This window comes from Sphingobium sp. Ant17 (assembly GCF_000588875.1).
GTDB lineage: Bacteria > Pseudomonadota > Alphaproteobacteria > Sphingomonadales > Sphingomonadaceae > Sphingobium.
In genome coordinates this window covers 71076-88585 of sequence record NZ_JEMV01000003.1, presented here as the reverse complement: position 1 = coordinate 88585, position 17510 = coordinate 71076, and the positions used below count along the sequence as shown (strand labels likewise).

The following is a 17510-nucleotide window of genomic DNA, read 5'->3' as shown; positions in this document are numbered from 1 at the left end:
CTTTGTCATCCCTTGGCCCGGAAACACTTCCGGCAAACACATGATGTCTAGGCAGCGAAGGTAAAGATTAGCTTATGCATGGGTCGATCATGGCTTGATCGGACAATTTGGGGCATGGCGCTTACCATAAAGTAGCGGTTGGTCCGAAACGGATGGGATCGGTGCAGAGGAACAGGACAGGCTTTGGGGATTGAGCCTGCGCCACTACAGGATATTTTCGTGCCCGAAACGATAGTGCAAGATGGAGCGCGGCGCTCTGACGCGATTGCCATAGCCCGTGTCATCTGCATCCTGGGGGTGGTCTATGTCCATGCCTGGACCGGCTTGAACGGCGAAGCGCTTCAGGCCTTGCGCGGAACGGCACAGGAAAATCTGCGCTGGCTGTTGATGGAATTGTTCGGGCGCAGTGCTGTGCCCCTGCTGGGCCTGATATCAGGCTGGCTGGTGGCGGGGTCGAGCGGTGTGCGCAACTGGAGCGGGCACGTTCGGCGCAAGGCGCGGACCATCCTGCTGCCCATGATCCTGTGGAATGGCATCGCGATCCTTCTGGTGTCGGGCGCTGCGCTGACGCTTGGCCTGTCCGCGCCTGTGCCCCAGTCGCTCTGGTGGACGGTGAATGAAATGCTGGTCCTGACCCGCAATCCCGACATCAATGTGCAGATGGCGTTCCTGCGCGACCTGTTCCTGTGCATGGTCGCCGCGCCGTTACTGGTACGGTCGCCGGGCTGGGCGTTGGGGATCATCGCGGTGATCGCGGCGGCGTGCCACGTCACAGGGCTGGGACCGCCCGTGCTGATGCGCGCGTCCATCCTGTTCTTCTTCATCCTTGGCATCGTGGCGCGGCGCAGCGCGTGGGCGGATCGGATCGTTCGTCTGCCCTTACCCATGGCGCTGCTGCCGTTCGCGCTGCTGATGGCGGCGCAACTCTATCGTGCGATCATGGTTGGCGATGGGGAAGCGGTTCTGGCGCAACGGACGTTGGACCTGGCCGTGCGACTGACCGCTGTCATCGCTTTCTGGCGGATCGCGTGGGGCCTGGCGGGCAGCAGGGCGCGCTTGACTTTGCTACGGATCGAACCGTTCGTCTTCCTGCTCTTTTGCGCGCACCTGATCCTGATCTGGCTCGGCGGACCCTTGTTGGGGAAGCTGACCGGCCCGTTGGGATCGCCGCTCTATCCGCTCTACCTGATCCTGCAACCGCTGCTGGTGCTGGCCGCCGTGGTTGCGCTGGGCAGGATACTTCGCCGCGTCGCGCCGCGCGCCGCTGCCTTGCTCAGCGGCGGCCGCCTATAGCGCGGGTTCGGGTGTGGTGATCGTCTGTGCCCCTGCCATGGCGATGGCAAAGCTGTGCTTGCGGGCTGCGGGATCGAAAATCTGTCCGGTCAGGATCAACTCGTCGGCCCGCGTGCGGCGCAGGAAGGCGGCAAGGTCACGCTCGACATCGGCTTGTGTGCCGATGCTCGATGCGCTCAGCACATCGGTCAGCATCGCCTGCGCCTGGGGCGGCAACATGTCATAATAATCCGCCACGGGGGGCTGAAGCTTGCCCGGCTGTCCGGTGCGCAGTCGCACAAACGCCTGTTGCATCGAACTGGCGAGCAACTGCGCATCGGCCATATTGTCGGCGGCGAAGACATTATAGCCCGCCATGACATAGGGCTCCTTCATCTGAGCCGAGGGGCGGAAGTCGCGGCGGTAGATCTCGATCGCCTCGTCCAGGGCAGCAGGCGCGAAATGCGAGGCGAAGGCATAGGGGAGGCCAAGCGCCGCAGCGAGTTGCGCGCCATACAGGCTGGAGCCAAGAATCCAGAGCGGCACGTTCGCGCCAGCGCCCGGCGTCGCCTGAATGCCTAGCCGATCGTCGGCGGCGAAATAGGCCTGTATCTCCATCACGTCGCGCGGAAAATTATCTGTCCCACCAACAAGCATGCGGCGCATCGCCTGCGCCACCCGCTGGTCGGACCCCGGTGCGCGGCCTAGCCCCAGGTCAACCCTACCAGGAAACAGCGCGTCGAGCGTGCCAAATTGTTCGGCGATGATCAGGGGAGCATGATTGGGCAGCATGATGCCACCCGCGCCGATGCGGATTGTCGATGTCGCCTGACCTATATGGGCCAGCACGACTGAAGTCGCGGCCGATGCGATGCCTGCCATGCCATGATGTTCGGCCACCCAGAAACGGTGATAGCCCAGCTTTTCGGCATGGGCGGCCAGGTCAGCCGTATTGGCAAGCGCGGTGGCGATGCTGTCGCCTTCGCGGACGGGGACGAGATCGAGCAGGGRAAAAACGTGTCATGCTCCCCATATGGGGGCATGATGGGTTTTGTTTCAATACGTAAATTCAGATCGCGCGGCCGAAACCCTGTACCGGCGCGTCTGTGCGGCGACCGAAGGTCGCGGGACGGCGTGCCACCAGCGGGTTGGCATCGCGATCAAGCAACGCCAGTGTCTCGGTAAAGCAGGGACGAAGCGCGACGACTGTTTCGATGAGTTCGTCCGGCTGCTCGCGGGTTTCCACGCAGCGGCGGGCCACCATTTCGATTTCTTCGGCCATAGCGCTCAGCCGGTATGCCCCAAATTGCGCCGATTCCCCTTTGAGCGTGTGGGCAGGGGACACCAGGGCGACAGCGCTGCGGGCACGGAATGCCTCTTCGATCGCGTGGATCGACTTTGCGCCATCCTCGCGGAAATAGCCCAATATTCGCAAAAATGCGGCACCTAGTTCATTCCGGGTCCGGGTAAATTCCGTCCAGTTGACCAGATCGGTCTCTTGATAGGGCACGCACAACGCTCCTTAAGCTATCGTCCGGCAATAAGGCGGCCGCCGTAAACAGCCGGTTAAAGCCGGTGCGCGATCAACCGGAGCGGTGCAGCGAAAAGCGATGCTCGCCGAGCGCCTCGAACGCCCAACCTTGCGCGCTGGCAAGAGCCTCTAGCTCGGCGGGGGCGACCGGATCATCGGCCTCCACCAGCACTGCATCGGCCCCGCGCATCGCCCGCGCCGCGCGCAGCGCGGGCCAAGGGCATTTCATGCCGCGCGCGTTGACCGATAGCGGCTCATTTGGTGGCATAGGGATTCTTGGCACTCCGCAACGTCAACCGCACCGGCACCGCGCCAAAGCCGAGTTCGCGTCGAATGCCGTTCACCAAATAGCGGCGATAGCTTTCGGGCAGGTCGTCCAGCCGCGTGCCGAACAGGACGAAGGTCGGCGGACGGGTCTTGTTCTGGGTGATATAGCGCAGCTTGATCCGCTTGCCGCCGGGCGCTGGTGGCGGATTGGCCTCCAGCGCAGTTTCGAACCAGCGGTTGAGTACGCCCGTGGACACGCGCTGCGACCAGGCGGTACGCGTTTCGAACGCGACATGGATCAGATCGTCCAGCCCCTTGCCGGTGGCCGCCGACACGGTCATGATCGGGACGCCGCGCACTTGCGCCAGTCCATCGTCCAGCGCTTTCTTGATGCCCTGATACAGAGCCGAACCATGTTCGACCGTATCCCATTTGTTGAGCGCGACGACGAGCGCGCGCCCTTCCTCCAGAACCTTGTCGGCGATCCGCAAATCCTGCGCTTCCAGCCCGCGCGTCGAATCGAGCAGCAGCACCACGACTTCGGCAAAGTTCACAGCGTTCAGACCGTCGGTCACCGCCAGCTTTTCCAGCTTGTCTTGCACCTTGGCGTGCTTGCGCATACCCGCCGTGTCGATCAGGCGGACGGGCCGCTCCACACCTTCGCGGCTGGTCCACATCCAGTCGACGGCGATGCTGTCGCGGGTAATGCCCGCTTCCGGCCCGGTCAGCAGGCGGTTTTCGCCCAGCAGCCGGTTAATTAGCGTGGACTTGCCCGCATTGGGGCGGCCGACGATGGCCAGCTTGAGCGGCGCGCTCTCGTCATCCTCGTAGAATTCCCGCTCGAACGGCTCGTCGCCTTCGCGCTCGACATGGGGCAGCAGCGCCTGGAACAGGTCGGCCATGCCCTGGCCATGTTCGGCGGAGAAGGGGACAGGTTCGCCAAGCCCCAGGCTGAAGGATTCCATTACGCCATCGTCGGCGGCTTTGCCCTCCGCCTTGTTGGCGACCAGGATGACCGGCGCGTCATTGGCGCGCAGCCAGCGGGCGATTTCCTCGTCTAGCGGGGTGATGCCCGCGCGTGCGTCGATCATGAACAGCGCGACGTCGCAATTTTCCACCGCCGCTTCGGTCTGCATCCGCATCCGACCCGGCAGGCTGTTGGCGTCCTCATCTTCATAGCCGGCGGTATCGACGATGGTAAAGTCGAGGCCGAGCAGATGCGCTTCGCCCTCGCGCCGGTCGCGGGTGACGCCGGGCTGGTCATCGACCAGCGCGAGCTTTTTGCCGATCAGGCGGTTGAACAGCGTGGACTTGCCCACATTGGGCCGCCCGACAATGGCTACGATGGGCAGCATGGAGGCCCGTTTCCTTCTTATCTAAAAAACGCAATGCTCCTGCGAAGGCAGAAACCCAGTCCAAAAGCGGAGGAACTGGGCTCCGGCCTTCGCAGAAGCATGCTTAGCACGAATATTCGTTTTAGCGGAACGCTGTCAGTTTCCCGTCATCCGCCAGTACATAAAGCATATTATTGGCGACAACCGGCGAAAGCGACATGGAGCGTTTCATGTCCACTTCGGACTGCACGGCACCGGTCGTTGGATCGACATAGACCATCTGGCCCCGCGTCGAGACGACGATCAGGCGACCGCCTGCCAAAACCGGGCCGGTCCAGCGGATCGCCTTATTCTTCTTCTTTTCATTTCCCCAGCGGCGCAATTGGCTGACCCAACGGATCTTGCCGGTCGCGCGCGCGACGCAGAGCAGACGCGCGTCGCTGGTGACGGCGAACACCCATTCGCCCACCACCCAAGGGGTAGAGATGCCTGCGATATTGATTTCCCACAGGCGCTGGCCGCTGGTCAGTTCATAGGAGGCCATGCGGCCACCCTGGCCGATCGCGAAGACGCGGCCACGGTCGATGACCGGGTCGGCGTCGATGTCGGTCAGCGTTGCTACCGCCGTCGAAATGCTCGTGCGCGAGAGCGCGTCGCCCCACAGTGTCCGACCATTTTCATACCGATAGGCGTTGATTTCGCCGGAGCTATAGCCCGCGACCACTGTCCCTTGCGCAGCCGCTGGAGCCGCGACGCCAAAAATGCCGGTGACCTGCAACGTACCGCTGTCGGTCCACTGCGTTTCGCCATCGCTCTGGTTCAGCGCGAAAATCTGATTGTCCTGGCCCATCACATAGACATGGCCATTTTCCAGCGTCGGCGCGCCGCGTAGCGGCCCAGCCAAATGCTTTTTCCAAATGATCGCGCCATCGATGGCATTGAGCGCGAAGATGTCGCCCAGGCCGGTACTGGCAAACACCCGGTCCCCCAATACGCTGACGCCACCGCCAAATAGCGAGCGACCGTCACTCTTGCCTTCGGCGGGCAGGTCGGTCTGCCACAATTTCGATCCGCTGGTCGCATCGAACGCAATGACATGCGCACCGGCATCGGTAACGAACAGCTTGCCGCCCGCCACGACGGGCGAAGCGGCAAGGCGGGCCTGCGGCGAACTGCCGTCGATCGACACGGTCCACAGTTGCGTCGGCGATGCGCCGAGCGCGACATGGCCCATCGCCTTGGACGGATCGCCGCCCGGTTGCGACCAGCTGTCGTTGACGGCAGGGGCGGGCAGGGTGACCTGCACGTCGGCGAGGCTCGGTTCGACCTCGACACCCTGTTCGCTGGTCAGGATGGATACGCGATTGCCGACCACGGGGGTCTTGGGTCCGCCCTTCTTACCGCCGATGATGCCGCAACCGGCGACCATCACGATCATGGCGGTCAGCGTCAGGGCACGACCATGGGCGCGAATCTCTTCATATTATGCTGTCCCATTCGCTTTTACCCTTCCGCCGGCTCGGTCGGTGTCTCGACCGCATCGATCCCCATGACGCCCGCCATCTGACGCGCGCGTGAACGGATCGACTGCGGCACATTATTATCCTTGGCAAGCGCGGCGAACATGGGTCCGGCGAGGTCCGTCTTGCCCATCTTGGCATAAGCAATGGCGACCAGTTCGCCCGCGCTGCCGAACCAGGGTGCCCCTTCGACCGCGAGCGGCTTGAGGCGATCTACAACCTGCTGGGGCTTGAGCGTCTCAAATTCCAATGCCGTCTGGCGGATCAGCGCCAGATCGCGATAGGGCTGCTCCAGCCCGGTGTCGGCGGCCATGGCGGCATAGACGGCGATCGCGCTCTTGCTATCACCCTCGCGCGCGGCCACGCCAGCCTTGAGCAACTGTGCCGATGCGCCGTAGCCCGGTTGATCCGCCTTGGTCAGCGCGTCGAGCTGCTTGGCATCGGGCGTTCCGCCACCAGCGGCCGTCGTCAACACAGCGTCCATCTCTTCGGACACGGCCTGCGATTGGCTCTGCTGGTGCTGCTGCCAATAAAGCCAGCCGCCAAACGCCGCGAGGCCGAGGACCAGCACGACCAGAAGCACACGACCATAGCGCTGCCAGAAGGACGTGAGCTGGTCCTGCCGGACGGCTTCGTCGACTTCGCGCATGAAGGCTTCACTATTTTGCGGCGTCAGGGCCACTGCATTCTCCGGGACATGGATCAGAAACAGGTGAGGGCAGAAGGCGCGACCAATAGCGGCGCTTATGCCACAGGCAAATCACTTTTTAGGGCGATAGACCTGTTCTTCGGTCGGGAAGGCGCGACTGCGGACATCGGCGGCATAACGCTGGGCGGCACCGTCGATGCTTTGGGCGATATTGTCGAACCGTTTGACGAAGCGGGGGACACGCTCGAACATGCCCAGCATATCCTCGGTCACCAGCACTTGTCCGTCGCAATGGGCAGATGCGCCGATGCCGATCACCGGCACATCGACGCTGTCGGTGATGGCAACGGCCAGTTCCTCCATCACCCCCTCCAGCACCATGGCGAAGGCACCGGCGTCGGCGACGGCGCGCGCATCGGCCATGATTTTGGCATGTTCCTGCTGACTCTTGCCGCGCGCGCCATAGCCGCCCAGCGCATTCACCGCCTGCGGCGTCAGGCCGATATGCGCCATCACCGGAATGCCGCGCTGGCTAAGGAAACTGATCGTCTCCGCCATGGCCTGACCGCCTTCCAGCTTGACCGCCGCCGCGCCGGTTTCCGCCATGATGCGGCTCGCGCTGGCAAAGGCCTGCTGCGGGGAGGCTTCATAGCTGCCGAAAGGCATGTCGATGATGACGACACTATGATAGCTGCCACGCACCACCGCTGCGCCATGGGCGCACATCATGTCGAGCGTGACCGCCAGCGTCGAGGGCAGGCCATAGATCACCTGCCCCAGCGAATCACCCACCAGCAGCATGTCGCAATGTGGATCGAGCAACTGCGCCTGGCGCGCGGTATAGGCGGTCAGCATCACCAGCGGCTCGGTGGTCTTGCCGTCGAACTTGCGTCGCTGGATGGCGGGCACGGTCAGCCGCTTCATGGGGGCCGGGGTAGGCGTAGCGCGGCTGGTCGCCGTGTCGATCGTGAAGGTCGTGGACATGGAAGCGCTCTACCCCAGCGTCGCGCGCGGCGCAAACAGCCAGCGGTGGAGGAGCGGCATCGGCGTGCCGCTCCTCCGGGGTGAGCTTGTCGGAAAGTGAACTTGATCGTCCGACTGACCGTCAGGCGCTTCTCGACATGGATGGAATGGCCGCTTCTACCAGGGGTAGATCAGCCCATAATATTGATAGACGTTGCGGCCATAGCCATCGTCATAATCGGGCCGCTGTTCGGCGGCGTAGCGGGGCGCGTCGTCAAGAACCGATTTATCCAGTTCCACGACATAACCGCCCTGGGCGACATCATAGTCGAGCATCGACCAGGGCAGGGGATAATGATCTTCGCCAATGCCCAGAAAGCCGCCGAACGATAGGACGGCATAGCGCACTTGCCCACTCTTCTTGTCGACCATGAAATTGGAAATCTTGCCGAGCTTTTCGCCCTGCTTGTTATAGACCGCCGTGCCTTCGACCCGGTCCGATGCGATCAGGTCGCCGCGATTGTGCATAGCCAGTTCGGCCATCGTCGCTCTCCTCATTAAAATGTCGCTATACTCATGCAACCATGCGGCTGGGCTAGGGTTCCCTGTCTGACACAAAAGGAGCGAGACATGACAATCAATCGCAGTGGTTCGGCGGCCTGGAGCGGCGGCCTTAAAGATGGCAAAGGTAGCATTTCCACCCAAAGCGGCGCGCTGGACGCTCATCCCTATGGATTCGCCACGCGCTTTGAAGGCGTCAAGGGCAGCAACCCCGAAGAACTGATCGCGGCCGCCCACGCTTCCTGCTTCACCATGGCGCTGTCGCTGATACTGGGTGAAGCCGGGCTGACGGCGGACAAGATGGAAACCAACGCCGTCGTGACGCTGGAAAAGCAGGATGACGGTTTTGCCGTGACCGCCAGCCATCTGACGCTCAAGGCGACCATCCCCGGTACTGACGATGCGACTTTCCAGGAACTGGCGGGCAAGGCCAAGGCCAACTGCCCGATCTCCAAGCTGTTGAAGGCCGAGATCAGCCTGGATGCTGAACTGCTGAGCTGACGACCAATTACCTGGCGCGACGATGTTCGCGCCAGGCAATATACAGCCCGCTGGCGATGATGAGGCTTGCGCCGATCCAGGTGGTGATCATGGGCCAATCCTCGCCTATCGCGACGCCCAGCAGCGTGGTCCAGATGATTGCGCTATAATCCATCGGCAGCACCACCGACACCGGCCCCCAGCGCAGCGATGCGGTCAGGCAAAGCTGTGCGATCCCACCAACGCAGCCGATCAGCAGCAGCAATCCCCATGTCAGCGGATCATGGCCCTGCGCAAAGAAGGGCATGGCGATGCCCAGCGGGATCATCGACAGCGCCGTGAACCAGAACACGACCACGCCTGCATTCTCCGTGCGGCCGAGCGCGCGCAGCACCAGGCTGACGCTGGCGGTGACCAAGGCTCCGGCAATCGCGACCGCGACGCCCTGCATCGGGAAATGCCCGGCTTCGGGCCGGATCATCACCAGCACGCCGACAAAGCCGATCAGCACCGCGCTCCAGCGATGCACCCCGGTCGCCTCGCGCAGAATCAGCGCCGATAGGATCGTGCCGAAAATCGGCATGGTGAAGCCGATCGTGGCCGCCTCGGCAGGCAGCAGGAGGATGTAGGACAGGAAGTTGAGCAGCATGCCGGTCAGGCCGAGCAGCATCCGGCTGGCATGAACGCCGATCCGCTGCGTCCGCACCGCGCCCAGTCCACCGGACAGGGACAGCCAAGCGATCACGAAGGGCAGGGCAAGCGCCTGCCGGTAGAAGAGCGATTCGACGATATGGACGCCGCGCTGATCGACGATCCGCACTGTGATGAACATCGCCGACAGGCAGATCACGGCGGTCAGGCGCAGGCCGATGGCCAGGAGCGGGCGATGGGGGCGGGCGGCAAGGGTCACGCCCCCGCCTTAGCCCGGTCGCGCGATGACGCAACCGGGCTTGGTCAGGAAAGGCTTATGCCGCAGGCTTGCGGAATTTGAGCGTCATCCGGTCGCTTTCGCCGATGGCGAGATATTTGTCGCGATCGACCTCTTTCTGGCTAAGGCTGGGCGGCAGCGTCCAGACGCCCTTCGCCCAGTCGGCCGTGTCCTTGGGGTTGGCATTCACTTCCGAAGCCTCGACGAATTCAAAGCCTGCCTCCTGCGCAATCCGCTTGATGGTCGAGACTTTGAGATAGCCGCTGCTCTTTTCCAGCGCGCTGTCGCGCGCTTCGGGCAGGCGGTGATCGACCACGCCCAGCGTGCCGCCGGGCTTGAGCATCGCGAAGAAGGCCTTGAAGGTCGCCGCTTCATTGCCCGCCATCACCATATTATGCACGTTGCGGAAGGTCAGCACCGTGTCCACGCTGCCCGCCGGGATCGTGCCTGTTTCATCAGGATGGGCGACCAGCGTCACCTTGTCATAGACGGTCGGCTTGGCGGCCAGGAACGTCTTGTAGCCGTCCAGATAGCGACCGCTGGGCTGGAGCGCATAGAAACGCCCCTTGTCGCGCAGCAGCGGCGCGAGGATTTCGGAATACCAGCCACCACTGGGGCTATATTCCACCACGGTCTGGGCCGGGGTAACGCCGAAAAAGGCCAGCGTCTCGGCCGGATGGCGATATTGGTCGCGCGCGACATTGGCCGGGGTGCGGCTGGGCGCGGCGACGGCCGCCGCAATCGGGTCAGCGGCCTGATGCGCGGCATGATCGGCATGCTGGGCGGCCAGCGGCAGGAGGGGGAGGCAAAGGGCGGTTGCAACAAGTGCGGTACGGGCGAGACGGTTCATCGGGGATCCTCTCTTATAGGGAGAGGCTGATGTGCCGTCCGTCCGTGCCAAGCGCAAGGGGAATGGAAGGGAAAACCCCTCCAAACATCATAACTTACAGGCAGGCTTCCAGAAAGGGCTGGTCGAAGCCGAACATCCGCGCCTTGTCGAGCGTATAGGGACGCAGGCCCATCGAGCGATATTCGCCGACGATCTTCCCGCTGTCATCCTCGTCATGATATTCGAACTTGAACAATTCCTGGGTGACGATGACGTCGCCCTCCATGCCGATCACTTCGGTGACGTTGGTGATGCGGCGCGACCCGTCGCGCAGGCGCTTCACCTGGATGATCAGGTCGACCGAATCGGCGATTTGCTTGGAAATCGCTTCCTTGGGGATTTTGATGTCCCCCATCAGGATCATATTTTCCATACGGCCCAGGCACTCGCGCGGGCTGTTGGCGTGCAGCGTACACATGGAGCCGTCATGGCCGGTATTCATCGCCGCCAGCAGATCGAAACATTCCGCACCACGAATTTCGCCCAGAATGATGCGATCCGGCCGCATACGCAGGGCGTTCTTGACGAGATCGCCGATGGTGATGGCACCATTGCCTTCCAGGTTCGCCGGGCGGGTTTCGAGCGGCAGCCAGTGCGGCTGTTGCAAGCGCAATTCCGCCGCATCCTCGATTGTCAACACGCGCTCGCCCGGATCGATCATTTTCGACAGGGCATTGAGCATCGTTGTCTTGCCCGAACCGGTGCCGCCCGAAATGACGATGTTGAACCGGCACGCGCCCGCAATCTTGAGCGCGGTTGCCATTTTGGGGCTCATCGCGCCCCAATTGGCCAGCATGTCGAGCGTGATCGGCTTGGCGGAAAATTTACGGATCGAGATCGCCGTGCCCTTGAGGCTCAGCGGGGGCACGATCACGTTGACGCGACTGCCATCGGGAAGGCGGGCGTCGGCCAGCGGCGTGGTCTGATCGACGCGTCGGCCGACCTTGTTGACGATCCGCTGCGCAATCTGGAACAAATGCTCCTCATCGCGGAACTTGATCGGGGCGATGACCAACTTGCCCTTTTTTCGATATAGGTCTGGTCCGGGCCATTCACCATAATGTCGGTTATGTCCGGGTCGTTCAGCAATTCTTCGAGCGGGCCCAGGCCCAGCAATTCATCGACCAGCACCTTTTCCAACGCGAACTGCTCGCGCCGGTTGAGGGTAAGCTTCAGTTCGGCCAGCACTTCCATGATGATGGGACGGAATTCTTCCGCCAACTCATCCTTGGTCAGCGTCGCCGCCGCTTCGGGATCGACACGTTCCAGCAGGCGCGGCAGCACCTGTTCCTTGATCTTGTGGACGCTGGCCTCAAACCCTTGCGGCCCGGCGTCGGGCAGATGCTCGGCATTGGCGCGGTCGGACAGGCGCATCATCGCGTCCGCGTTGCGCTGCATCTGGCTGGTCGGCACGGATAGCGGATCGAACGTCTCGCCCGGCAGCGAGGCTATGTCGAGCGGCGGGAACTGTTCGCCGCCACGCGATTCCTCCTTTACGCTACCGCCCTGCATTGGTCGGGCGACGCCAAAGCCGGGCTTGATCGCGGCAGGTCCATTTTTCCGTCCAAAGGCGCTCATATATCTCCGCCAGCAATTCGTGACCGTCGCCGGCCTGATGGTGTCGGATAAGGTGAATAGATTGGAAACTTTGACAAATGGCTAATGGCGCATTGGGCAGACTGAGGTCGCGCGTCGATGGCGGCGATCCTGCGGCGAAAACAAAAAGGGGCGCCAATAGCGCCCCTCCTCATGCGGCTGGGCCAATGCCCGCCGCTCTATCGCTCAAGGATCAGCCCGCCTTTTCGGCCAGCACGGTCAGACCCTTTTCATTGACCTCGGCAAAGCCGCCCTGGACCGGGATGATTTCCGGCGTGGCGCCTGCCGACGCATAGATCTGGATGCTGCCGTCGCGCACGGTCGACATGAAGGGCGCATGGCCCTCCAGCACACCGAAGTCTCCATCGGTGCCCGGCACCACGACCTGCCACACGTCCGCCGCACGAACGAGCTTTTCGGGGGTCACAAGTTCAAAATGCAGTGCCATGTTTCCATCCTCTTGCCCTCTCCCGCCTTCGCGGGAGAGGCTACGAAGACTTGGCAGCTTGCTGCCTAGTCAAAGTCGGTGAGGGTCTTTCTGTCTTTCCGCTTATTGTCAGAAAGAGAGAAAGACCCTCACCCAACCTTCTCCCGCGAAGGCGGGAGAAGGCTAGATAGGTTCTGCTTACGCCGCTTCGGCAGCCAGCTTCTTGGCTTTCTCGACGGCTTCGTCGATGCCGCCGACCATGTAGAAGGCGTTTTCGGGCAGATGGTCATATTCGCCATCGACCACGGCCTTGAACGACTTCACCGTGTCTTCGATCTGCACGAACTTGCCGCTGATGCCGGTGAAGACTTCTGCGACATGGAAGGGCTGCGACAGGAACTTCTGGATCTTGCGCGCGCGAGCGACGGTCAGCTTATCCTCTTCCGACAGCTCGTCCATGCCCAGAATGGCGATGATGTCCTGCAGCGACTTATATTTCTGCAGGATCGACTGGACCGCGCGGGCGGTGTCATAATGTTCCTGGCCCACGGTGCGGGCGGTCAGCATGCGGCTGGTCGAATCGAGCGGATCGACCGCCGGGTAGATGCCCAATTCCGAAATCGCGCGGTTGAGGTTCGTGGTCGCATCAAGATGCGCGAACGAGGTGGCAGGCGCCGGATCGGTAAGATCGTCTGCGGGAACATAGACGGCCTGGATCGAGGTGATCGAGCCCTTGTTGGTCGAGGTGATGCGCTCCTGCAACTGGCCCATGTCGGTGGCCAGCGTCGGCTGATAGCCCACGGCCGAAGGAATACGGCCGAGCAGAGCGGACACTTCCGCGCCTGCCTGCGTAAAGCGGAAGATATTGTCGACGAAGAACAGCACGTCCTGATTTTCGACGTCGCGGAAATATTCGGCGATCGTCAGACCCGACAGGGCAACGCGGGCACGCGCGCCTGGAGGCTCGTTCATCTGGCCATAGACCAGCGCAACCTTGGAGCCTTCGCTGATCGCATTGCCATCGGCATCCTTGGCGATGACGCCTGCGTCGAGGAACTCATGGTAGAGATCGTTGCCCTCACGGGTCCGCTCACCCACGCCTGCGAACACCGACGTGCCGCCATGGCCCTTGGCGATGTTGTTGATCAGTTCCTGAATAAGAACCGTCTTGCCCACGCCCGCGCCGCCGAACAGGCCGATCTTGCCGCCCTTGGCATAAGGGGCGAGAAGGTCGATGACCTTGATGCCGGTGACCAGGATCGAGCTTTCGGTCGACTGATCGACGAAATCGGGGGCCTTGGCATGGATGGGCGAGCGCATTTCGGTCTGGACCGGGCCGCGTTCATCGATCGGTTCGCCAACGACGTTGAGGATGCGGCCGAGCGTGGCCGGGCGACGGGAACGCTGATCTGCGCGCCGGTGTCGGTGACTTCCTGGCCGCGGGTCAGACCCTCAGTGGAGTCCATCGCGATCGTGCGGACGGTGTTCTCGCCCAGATGCTGGGCGACTTCGAGCACCAGCCGCTGGCCGTTATTGCTGGTTTCCAGCGCCGAGAGGATGAACGGGAGCGCATCGGGGAAGGTCACGTCGACGACGGCGCCGATGACCTGCGAAATGCGGCCTACATTGTTGGTGGTTGCCATGACTGCTTCCTTGCGTGCGTGTACTTAGAGGGCTTCCGCGCCCGAGATGATTTCGACCAGCTCAGTGGTGATCGCGGCCTGGCGGCTGCGGTTATACTGGATGGTCAGTTTGTTGATCAGGTCGCCGGCGTTGCGCGTGGCATTGTCCATCGCATTCATCGACGCGCCCTGTTCGGATGCGTTGTTTTCCAGCAGCGCCTTGAACAGCTGGATCGCGATGTTGCGCGGCAGCAGGTCGTCCAGGATCGCTTCCTCGCTCGGCTCATATTCCACCGTCGCGCCGATGGCGTTGCGGTCGGCATCGGCCGGGATCTTGACGGGGATGATCTGCTGCTCGGTCGGGATTTGCGACAGGGCCGATTTGAAGCGCGAATAGAAGAGGTGCGCCATGTCGAACTTGCCGTCCAGATACATGGTGGTCAGCTCGTTCGCGATCGCCTGCGCCTGATCATAACCGGGCTGCTTGGCACCAGTAGTGTCGAACTGGGCGACAATGGCACCGGGGTAGAGGCGGTTGATCACCGGACGACCCTTGCGGCCGATCAGGTAGAATTTCACCGTCTTGCCCTGCTCGATCAGGCATCCGCCTTGACGCGGGCAGCCTTGACGATGTTCGCATTGAACGCGCCGGCGAGGCCACGGTCGGAGTTGGCGACGACCAGCAGATGCACTTCGTCCTTGCCGGTGCCGGCCAGCAGCGGGGAGGCACCTTCGCCCGATCCGCCCGCAATCTTCGACGCCAGGCTGGCGACCACGGCTTCCAGACGGCTGCTATAGGGACGCGCGGCCTCCGCTGCGGCCTGCGCCTTGCGCAGCTTCGCGGCGGCGACCATCTGCTTCGCCTTGGTGATCTTCTGGGTCGATTTGACCGACCCGATCCGGATCTTCAGTTCTTTCAGACTTGCCATTTCACGTCAGTCCATCAGCGAGTTCGGTCATATCGACTGGCGCAGCGAGCCAGTCCTCGTAGCTCTTGAACACCGCGCGCGTATAGGGTTGCGCGTGATGCATCTCGAACGCTGCCTTGTCCGCCCAGCGCTCGTAGATGAAGATCGTCGGTGACCCGTCAGCAGCCGGATGGGGATCGAAACGCTCGCACCCCGTTTCCAACCGAGTCTCGGCAACGATCGAGCCTACCGCCCGACAGGCTTCATCGAAGCAGTCGGGCTTGAGGCTGACCTTGGCGAGATAGGCCAAAGCCATTAAGCGAACGTCTTTCCGAAGCTGTCGAGTGCGGCCTTGAGCTTGCTCTTGGCTTCGTCGCCCAGATCCTTGGTATCGCGGATCATGCCCAGCACATCTGCATGGTCATGGCGCAGATAACCCAGCATCATCTCTTCGTAGCGGTTCACGTCGCTGACGGCGATGCCGTCGAGATAGCCGTTGGTGCCAGCGAAGATCGACGCGGTCTGCTCTTCGAAGGGCAGAGGCGAGAATTGCGCCTGCTTGAGCAACTCGGTCAGGCGCGCACCACGGTTCAGGAGCTTCTGCGTCGACGCGTCGAGGTCCGAACCGAACTGGGCGAAGGCCGCCATTTCGCGATATTGCGCCAGCTCCAGCTTGATCGAGCCGGACACCTTCTTCATCGCCTTGGTCTGCGCGGCGGAACCGACGCGCGACACCGACAGGCCGACGTTGATGGCCGGACGGATGCCCTGGTAGAAGAGGTTGGTTTCGAGGAAGATCTGGCCATCGGTGATCGAAATCACGTTGGTCGGGATATAGGCCGACACGTCGCCCGCCTGGGTTTCGATGATCGGCAGTGCGGTCAGCGAACCCGAGCCATTGTCGCTGTTCATCTTGGCCGCGCGCTCAAGCAGGCGGCTGTGCAGATAGAAAACGTCGCCGGGATAGGCTTCGCGGCCCGGAGGACGACGCAGCAGCAGCGACATCTGGCGATAGGCCACGGCCTGCTTGGACAGATCGTCATAGACGATGACGGCGTGCATGCCATTGTCGCGGAAATATTCGCCCATGGTCACGCCGGTGTAAGGCGCGAGATACTGCAGCGGGGCGGGCTCGGAAGCGGTCGCGGCGACGACGATCGAATATTCCATCGCGCCATTTTCTTCGAGCTGCTTGACGATCTGCGCCACGGTCGAGCGCTTCTGGCCGATCGCGACATAGATGCAATAGAGCTTCTTGCTCTCATCATCGCCCGCATTCGCGGTCTTCTGGTTGATGAAGGTATCGATCGCGACGGCGGTCTTGCCGGTCTGGCGATCGCCGATGATTAGTTCGCGCTGGCCACGGCCGACGGGGACGAGCGTATCGATCGCCTTGAGGCCGGTCTGTACGGGCTCATGGACCGAGGTGCGCGGGATGATGCCGGGTGCCTTGCGCTCGACGCGCATGCGCTGGTCGGACACGATCGGACCCTTGCCGTCGATGGGGTTGCCCAGGCCGTCCACGACGCGACCCAGCAGGCCCTTGCCGACGGGCACGTCGACGATGGTGCCGGTGCGCTTGACGGTGTCGCCTTCCTTGATCGCGCTGTCGGACCCGAAGATCACGACGCGACATTGTCGGCTTCCAGGTTCAGCGCCATGCCCTGAATCCCGTTGGCGAATTCGACCATTTCGCCCGCCTGGACGTTGTCGAGGCCATGGACGCGGGCGATGCCGTCACCCACGGTCAGAACGGAACCGACTTCGCTGACCTGCGCTTCGGTGCCGAAGTTGGCGATCTGGTCCTTGATGACCTTCGAAATTTCTGCGGCGTTGATATCCATGTTCAGCCTTTCATCGCCATAGCGAGACTATTCAAACGGGTACGAATGGAGCTGTCGATCATCTGGCTGCCGATCTTGACGACCAGCCCGCCCAGGATCGCGGGGTCCGTCTTGGCATCGACGGCGACGGTGCGGCCGACGCGGGCGCGCAAATTCTGTGCCAGCGCGGCAATCTGCTGCGCGTCGAGCGGATGCGCGCTCGTCACTTCGGCGCGGGCCTCGCCCTTGTGATTCGACAATAGCGTTTCATAGGTGCGGATGACCGCGCCCAATTGGCCCAGGCGACGATTCTGTGCGAGCACGCCCAGAAATTTCGTCGTCAGCGGATCGATGCCCATGGCGGATGCCACGGCCGCGATCGTCTTGCCCGATGCGTCCCGGCTCAGCACGGGGCTGTTGATAAGGCCCTTGAAATCAGGGGATTGGGCGATAGCCGCCTTCAACCCGGACAGGCTTTGCGCCACCGTGTCGAGCGCGTTCGCGTCGCGGGCCAGATCGAACAGGGCCACCGCGTAGCGGCCGCTGAGGCTGGCCTGTATGCCGCCATTAGTCTCCACGCGCTTGCCGTCCTCCGTTGACTTCCCTGGCAGGTGATTTGCCGGTCATGCAAAAAGAGAGGGGAGCAGTTACGCCCGTCCCCCTTGTTGTCGGGCCGGTTAGCAGCGCGATTATGACTATGCAAGTCATGGTGCGCGATTCCATCATTAGTCGGAAGGGCG

The 17510-nt window shown here is 62.5% G+C and carries 16 protein-coding genes and 4 pseudogenes; 2 read left to right on the top strand and 18 right to left on the bottom strand.

Annotated elements, in window-relative coordinates; all coding sequences use genetic code 11:
* Positions 1 to 219 precede the first annotated feature (219 nt).
* The gene (locus BF95_RS02815) at positions 220 to 1293 is read left to right on the top strand and encodes an acyltransferase family protein (protein ID WP_043149204.1); all 1074 of its coding nucleotides are present in this window, start codon (positions 220 to 222) and stop codon (positions 1291 to 1293) included.
* Here the strand turns inward: BF95_RS02815 and BF95_RS02810 are convergent.
* The 8 genes and pseudogenes from BF95_RS02810 to BF95_RS02775 all read right to left on the bottom strand — a co-directional run bounded on the left by BF95_RS02810 (position 1288) and on the right by BF95_RS02775 (position 8079).
* Entirely contained in the window at positions 1288 to 2280 is a 993-nt protein-coding gene (locus BF95_RS02810) for an LLM class flavin-dependent oxidoreductase (RefSeq protein ID WP_043149202.1), read from the bottom strand. The two genes, BF95_RS02815 and BF95_RS02810, sit on opposite strands and share 6 nt — an antisense overlap.
* Positions 2281 to 2341: 61 nt before the next feature.
* Positions 2342 to 2782, bottom strand: coding sequence for an Hpt domain-containing protein (locus tag BF95_RS02805; protein ID WP_043149201.1), 441 nt, complete (start codon positions 2780 to 2782; stop codon positions 2342 to 2344).
* 73 nt (positions 2783 to 2855) lie between these two features.
* Positions 2856 to 3071 carry a sulfurtransferase TusA family protein gene (locus BF95_RS02800; protein WP_043149200.1) on the bottom strand — a complete coding sequence of 72 codons (216 nt, stop codon included), beginning with the start codon at positions 3069 to 3071 and terminating at the stop codon, positions 2856 to 2858.
* Positions 3058 to 4425: a ribosome biogenesis GTPase Der gene (gene der / locus BF95_RS02795; protein ID WP_037480361.1), complete on the bottom strand. Its 1368-nt coding sequence runs from the start codon at positions 4423 to 4425 to the stop codon at positions 3058 to 3060. Before der ends, BF95_RS02800 begins: the two co-directional genes overlap by 14 nt.
* Positions 4426 to 4546: 121 nt before the next feature.
* Positions 4547 to 5901: pseudogene (locus tag BF95_RS02790) on the bottom strand (outer membrane protein assembly factor BamB family protein).
* Positions 5902 to 5907: 6 nt separating this feature from the next.
* Positions 5908 to 6606 carry a tetratricopeptide repeat protein gene (locus tag BF95_RS02785; protein WP_043149198.1) on the bottom strand — a complete coding sequence of 233 codons (699 nt, stop codon included), beginning with the start codon at positions 6604 to 6606 and terminating at the stop codon, positions 5908 to 5910.
* 78 nt (positions 6607 to 6684) lie between these two features.
* Positions 6685 to 7557, bottom strand: a complete 873-nt coding sequence (gene panB / locus BF95_RS02780) for a 3-methyl-2-oxobutanoate hydroxymethyltransferase (protein ID WP_043149196.1) — start codon at positions 7555 to 7557, stop codon at positions 6685 to 6687.
* A gap of 156 nt (positions 7558 to 7713) precedes the next feature.
* Positions 7714 to 8079, bottom strand: a complete 366-nt coding sequence (locus BF95_RS02775) for a PRC-barrel domain-containing protein (RefSeq protein WP_043149195.1) — start codon at positions 8077 to 8079, stop codon at positions 7714 to 7716.
* Between the two features lie 87 nt (positions 8080 to 8166).
* On the opposite strand from BF95_RS02775, the gene BF95_RS02770 reads away from it, so the two are divergent.
* Entirely contained in the window at positions 8167 to 8598 is a 432-nt protein-coding gene (locus tag BF95_RS02770) for an OsmC family protein (RefSeq protein WP_043149193.1), read from the top strand.
* A 7-nt stretch (positions 8599 to 8605) separates the two neighbouring features.
* On the opposite strand, the gene BF95_RS02765 is transcribed toward BF95_RS02770, so the two are convergent.
* From BF95_RS02765 to BF95_RS02725, 10 genes and pseudogenes are all read right to left on the bottom strand, one after another.
* Positions 8606 to 9454 (bottom strand): DMT family transporter, encoded by an 849-nt coding sequence (locus BF95_RS02765; RefSeq protein ID WP_268747138.1) that lies wholly within the window; start codon positions 9452 to 9454, stop codon positions 8606 to 8608.
* Between the two features lie 88 nt (positions 9455 to 9542).
* Entirely contained in the window at positions 9543 to 10355 is an 813-nt protein-coding gene (locus BF95_RS02760; protein ID WP_043149189.1) for a class I SAM-dependent methyltransferase, read from the bottom strand.
* Between the two features lie 94 nt (positions 10356 to 10449).
* A pseudogene (locus tag BF95_RS02755) lies at positions 10450 to 11972 on the bottom strand (CpaF family protein).
* A gap of 211 nt (positions 11973 to 12183) precedes the next feature.
* The gene (locus BF95_RS02750; RefSeq protein ID WP_037477469.1) at positions 12184 to 12438 is read right to left on the bottom strand and encodes an ATP synthase F1 subunit epsilon; all 255 of its coding nucleotides are present in this window, start codon (positions 12436 to 12438) and stop codon (positions 12184 to 12186) included.
* A gap of 177 nt (positions 12439 to 12615) precedes the next feature.
* Positions 12616 to 14060: pseudogene (gene atpD / locus BF95_RS02745) on the bottom strand (F0F1 ATP synthase subunit beta).
* Between the two features lie 24 nt (positions 14061 to 14084).
* A complete protein-coding gene (locus BF95_RS30920) occupies positions 14085 to 14582 on the bottom strand; it encodes a F0F1 ATP synthase subunit gamma (protein WP_443018323.1) in 498 nt (165 codons plus the stop codon).
* A gap of 53 nt (positions 14583 to 14635) precedes the next feature.
* Positions 14636 to 14968 carry a F0F1 ATP synthase subunit gamma gene (locus tag BF95_RS30915; RefSeq protein WP_443018322.1) on the bottom strand — a complete coding sequence of 111 codons (333 nt, stop codon included), beginning with the start codon at positions 14966 to 14968 and terminating at the stop codon, positions 14636 to 14638.
* Between the two features lies 1 nt (position 14969).
* Positions 14970 to 15263, bottom strand: a complete 294-nt coding sequence (locus BF95_RS02735; protein WP_043149187.1) for a putative quinol monooxygenase — start codon at positions 15261 to 15263, stop codon at positions 14970 to 14972.
* Positions 15263 to 16791 (bottom strand): annotated as a pseudogene (atpA, locus tag BF95_RS02730) (F0F1 ATP synthase subunit alpha). Before atpA ends, BF95_RS02735 begins: the two are co-directional and overlap by 1 nt.
* Positions 16792 to 16793: 2 nt before the next feature.
* The gene (locus tag BF95_RS02725) at positions 16794 to 17348 is read right to left on the bottom strand and encodes a F0F1 ATP synthase subunit delta (protein WP_043149185.1); all 555 of its coding nucleotides are present in this window, start codon (positions 17346 to 17348) and stop codon (positions 16794 to 16796) included.
* Positions 17349 to 17510: the final 162 nt, after the last annotated feature.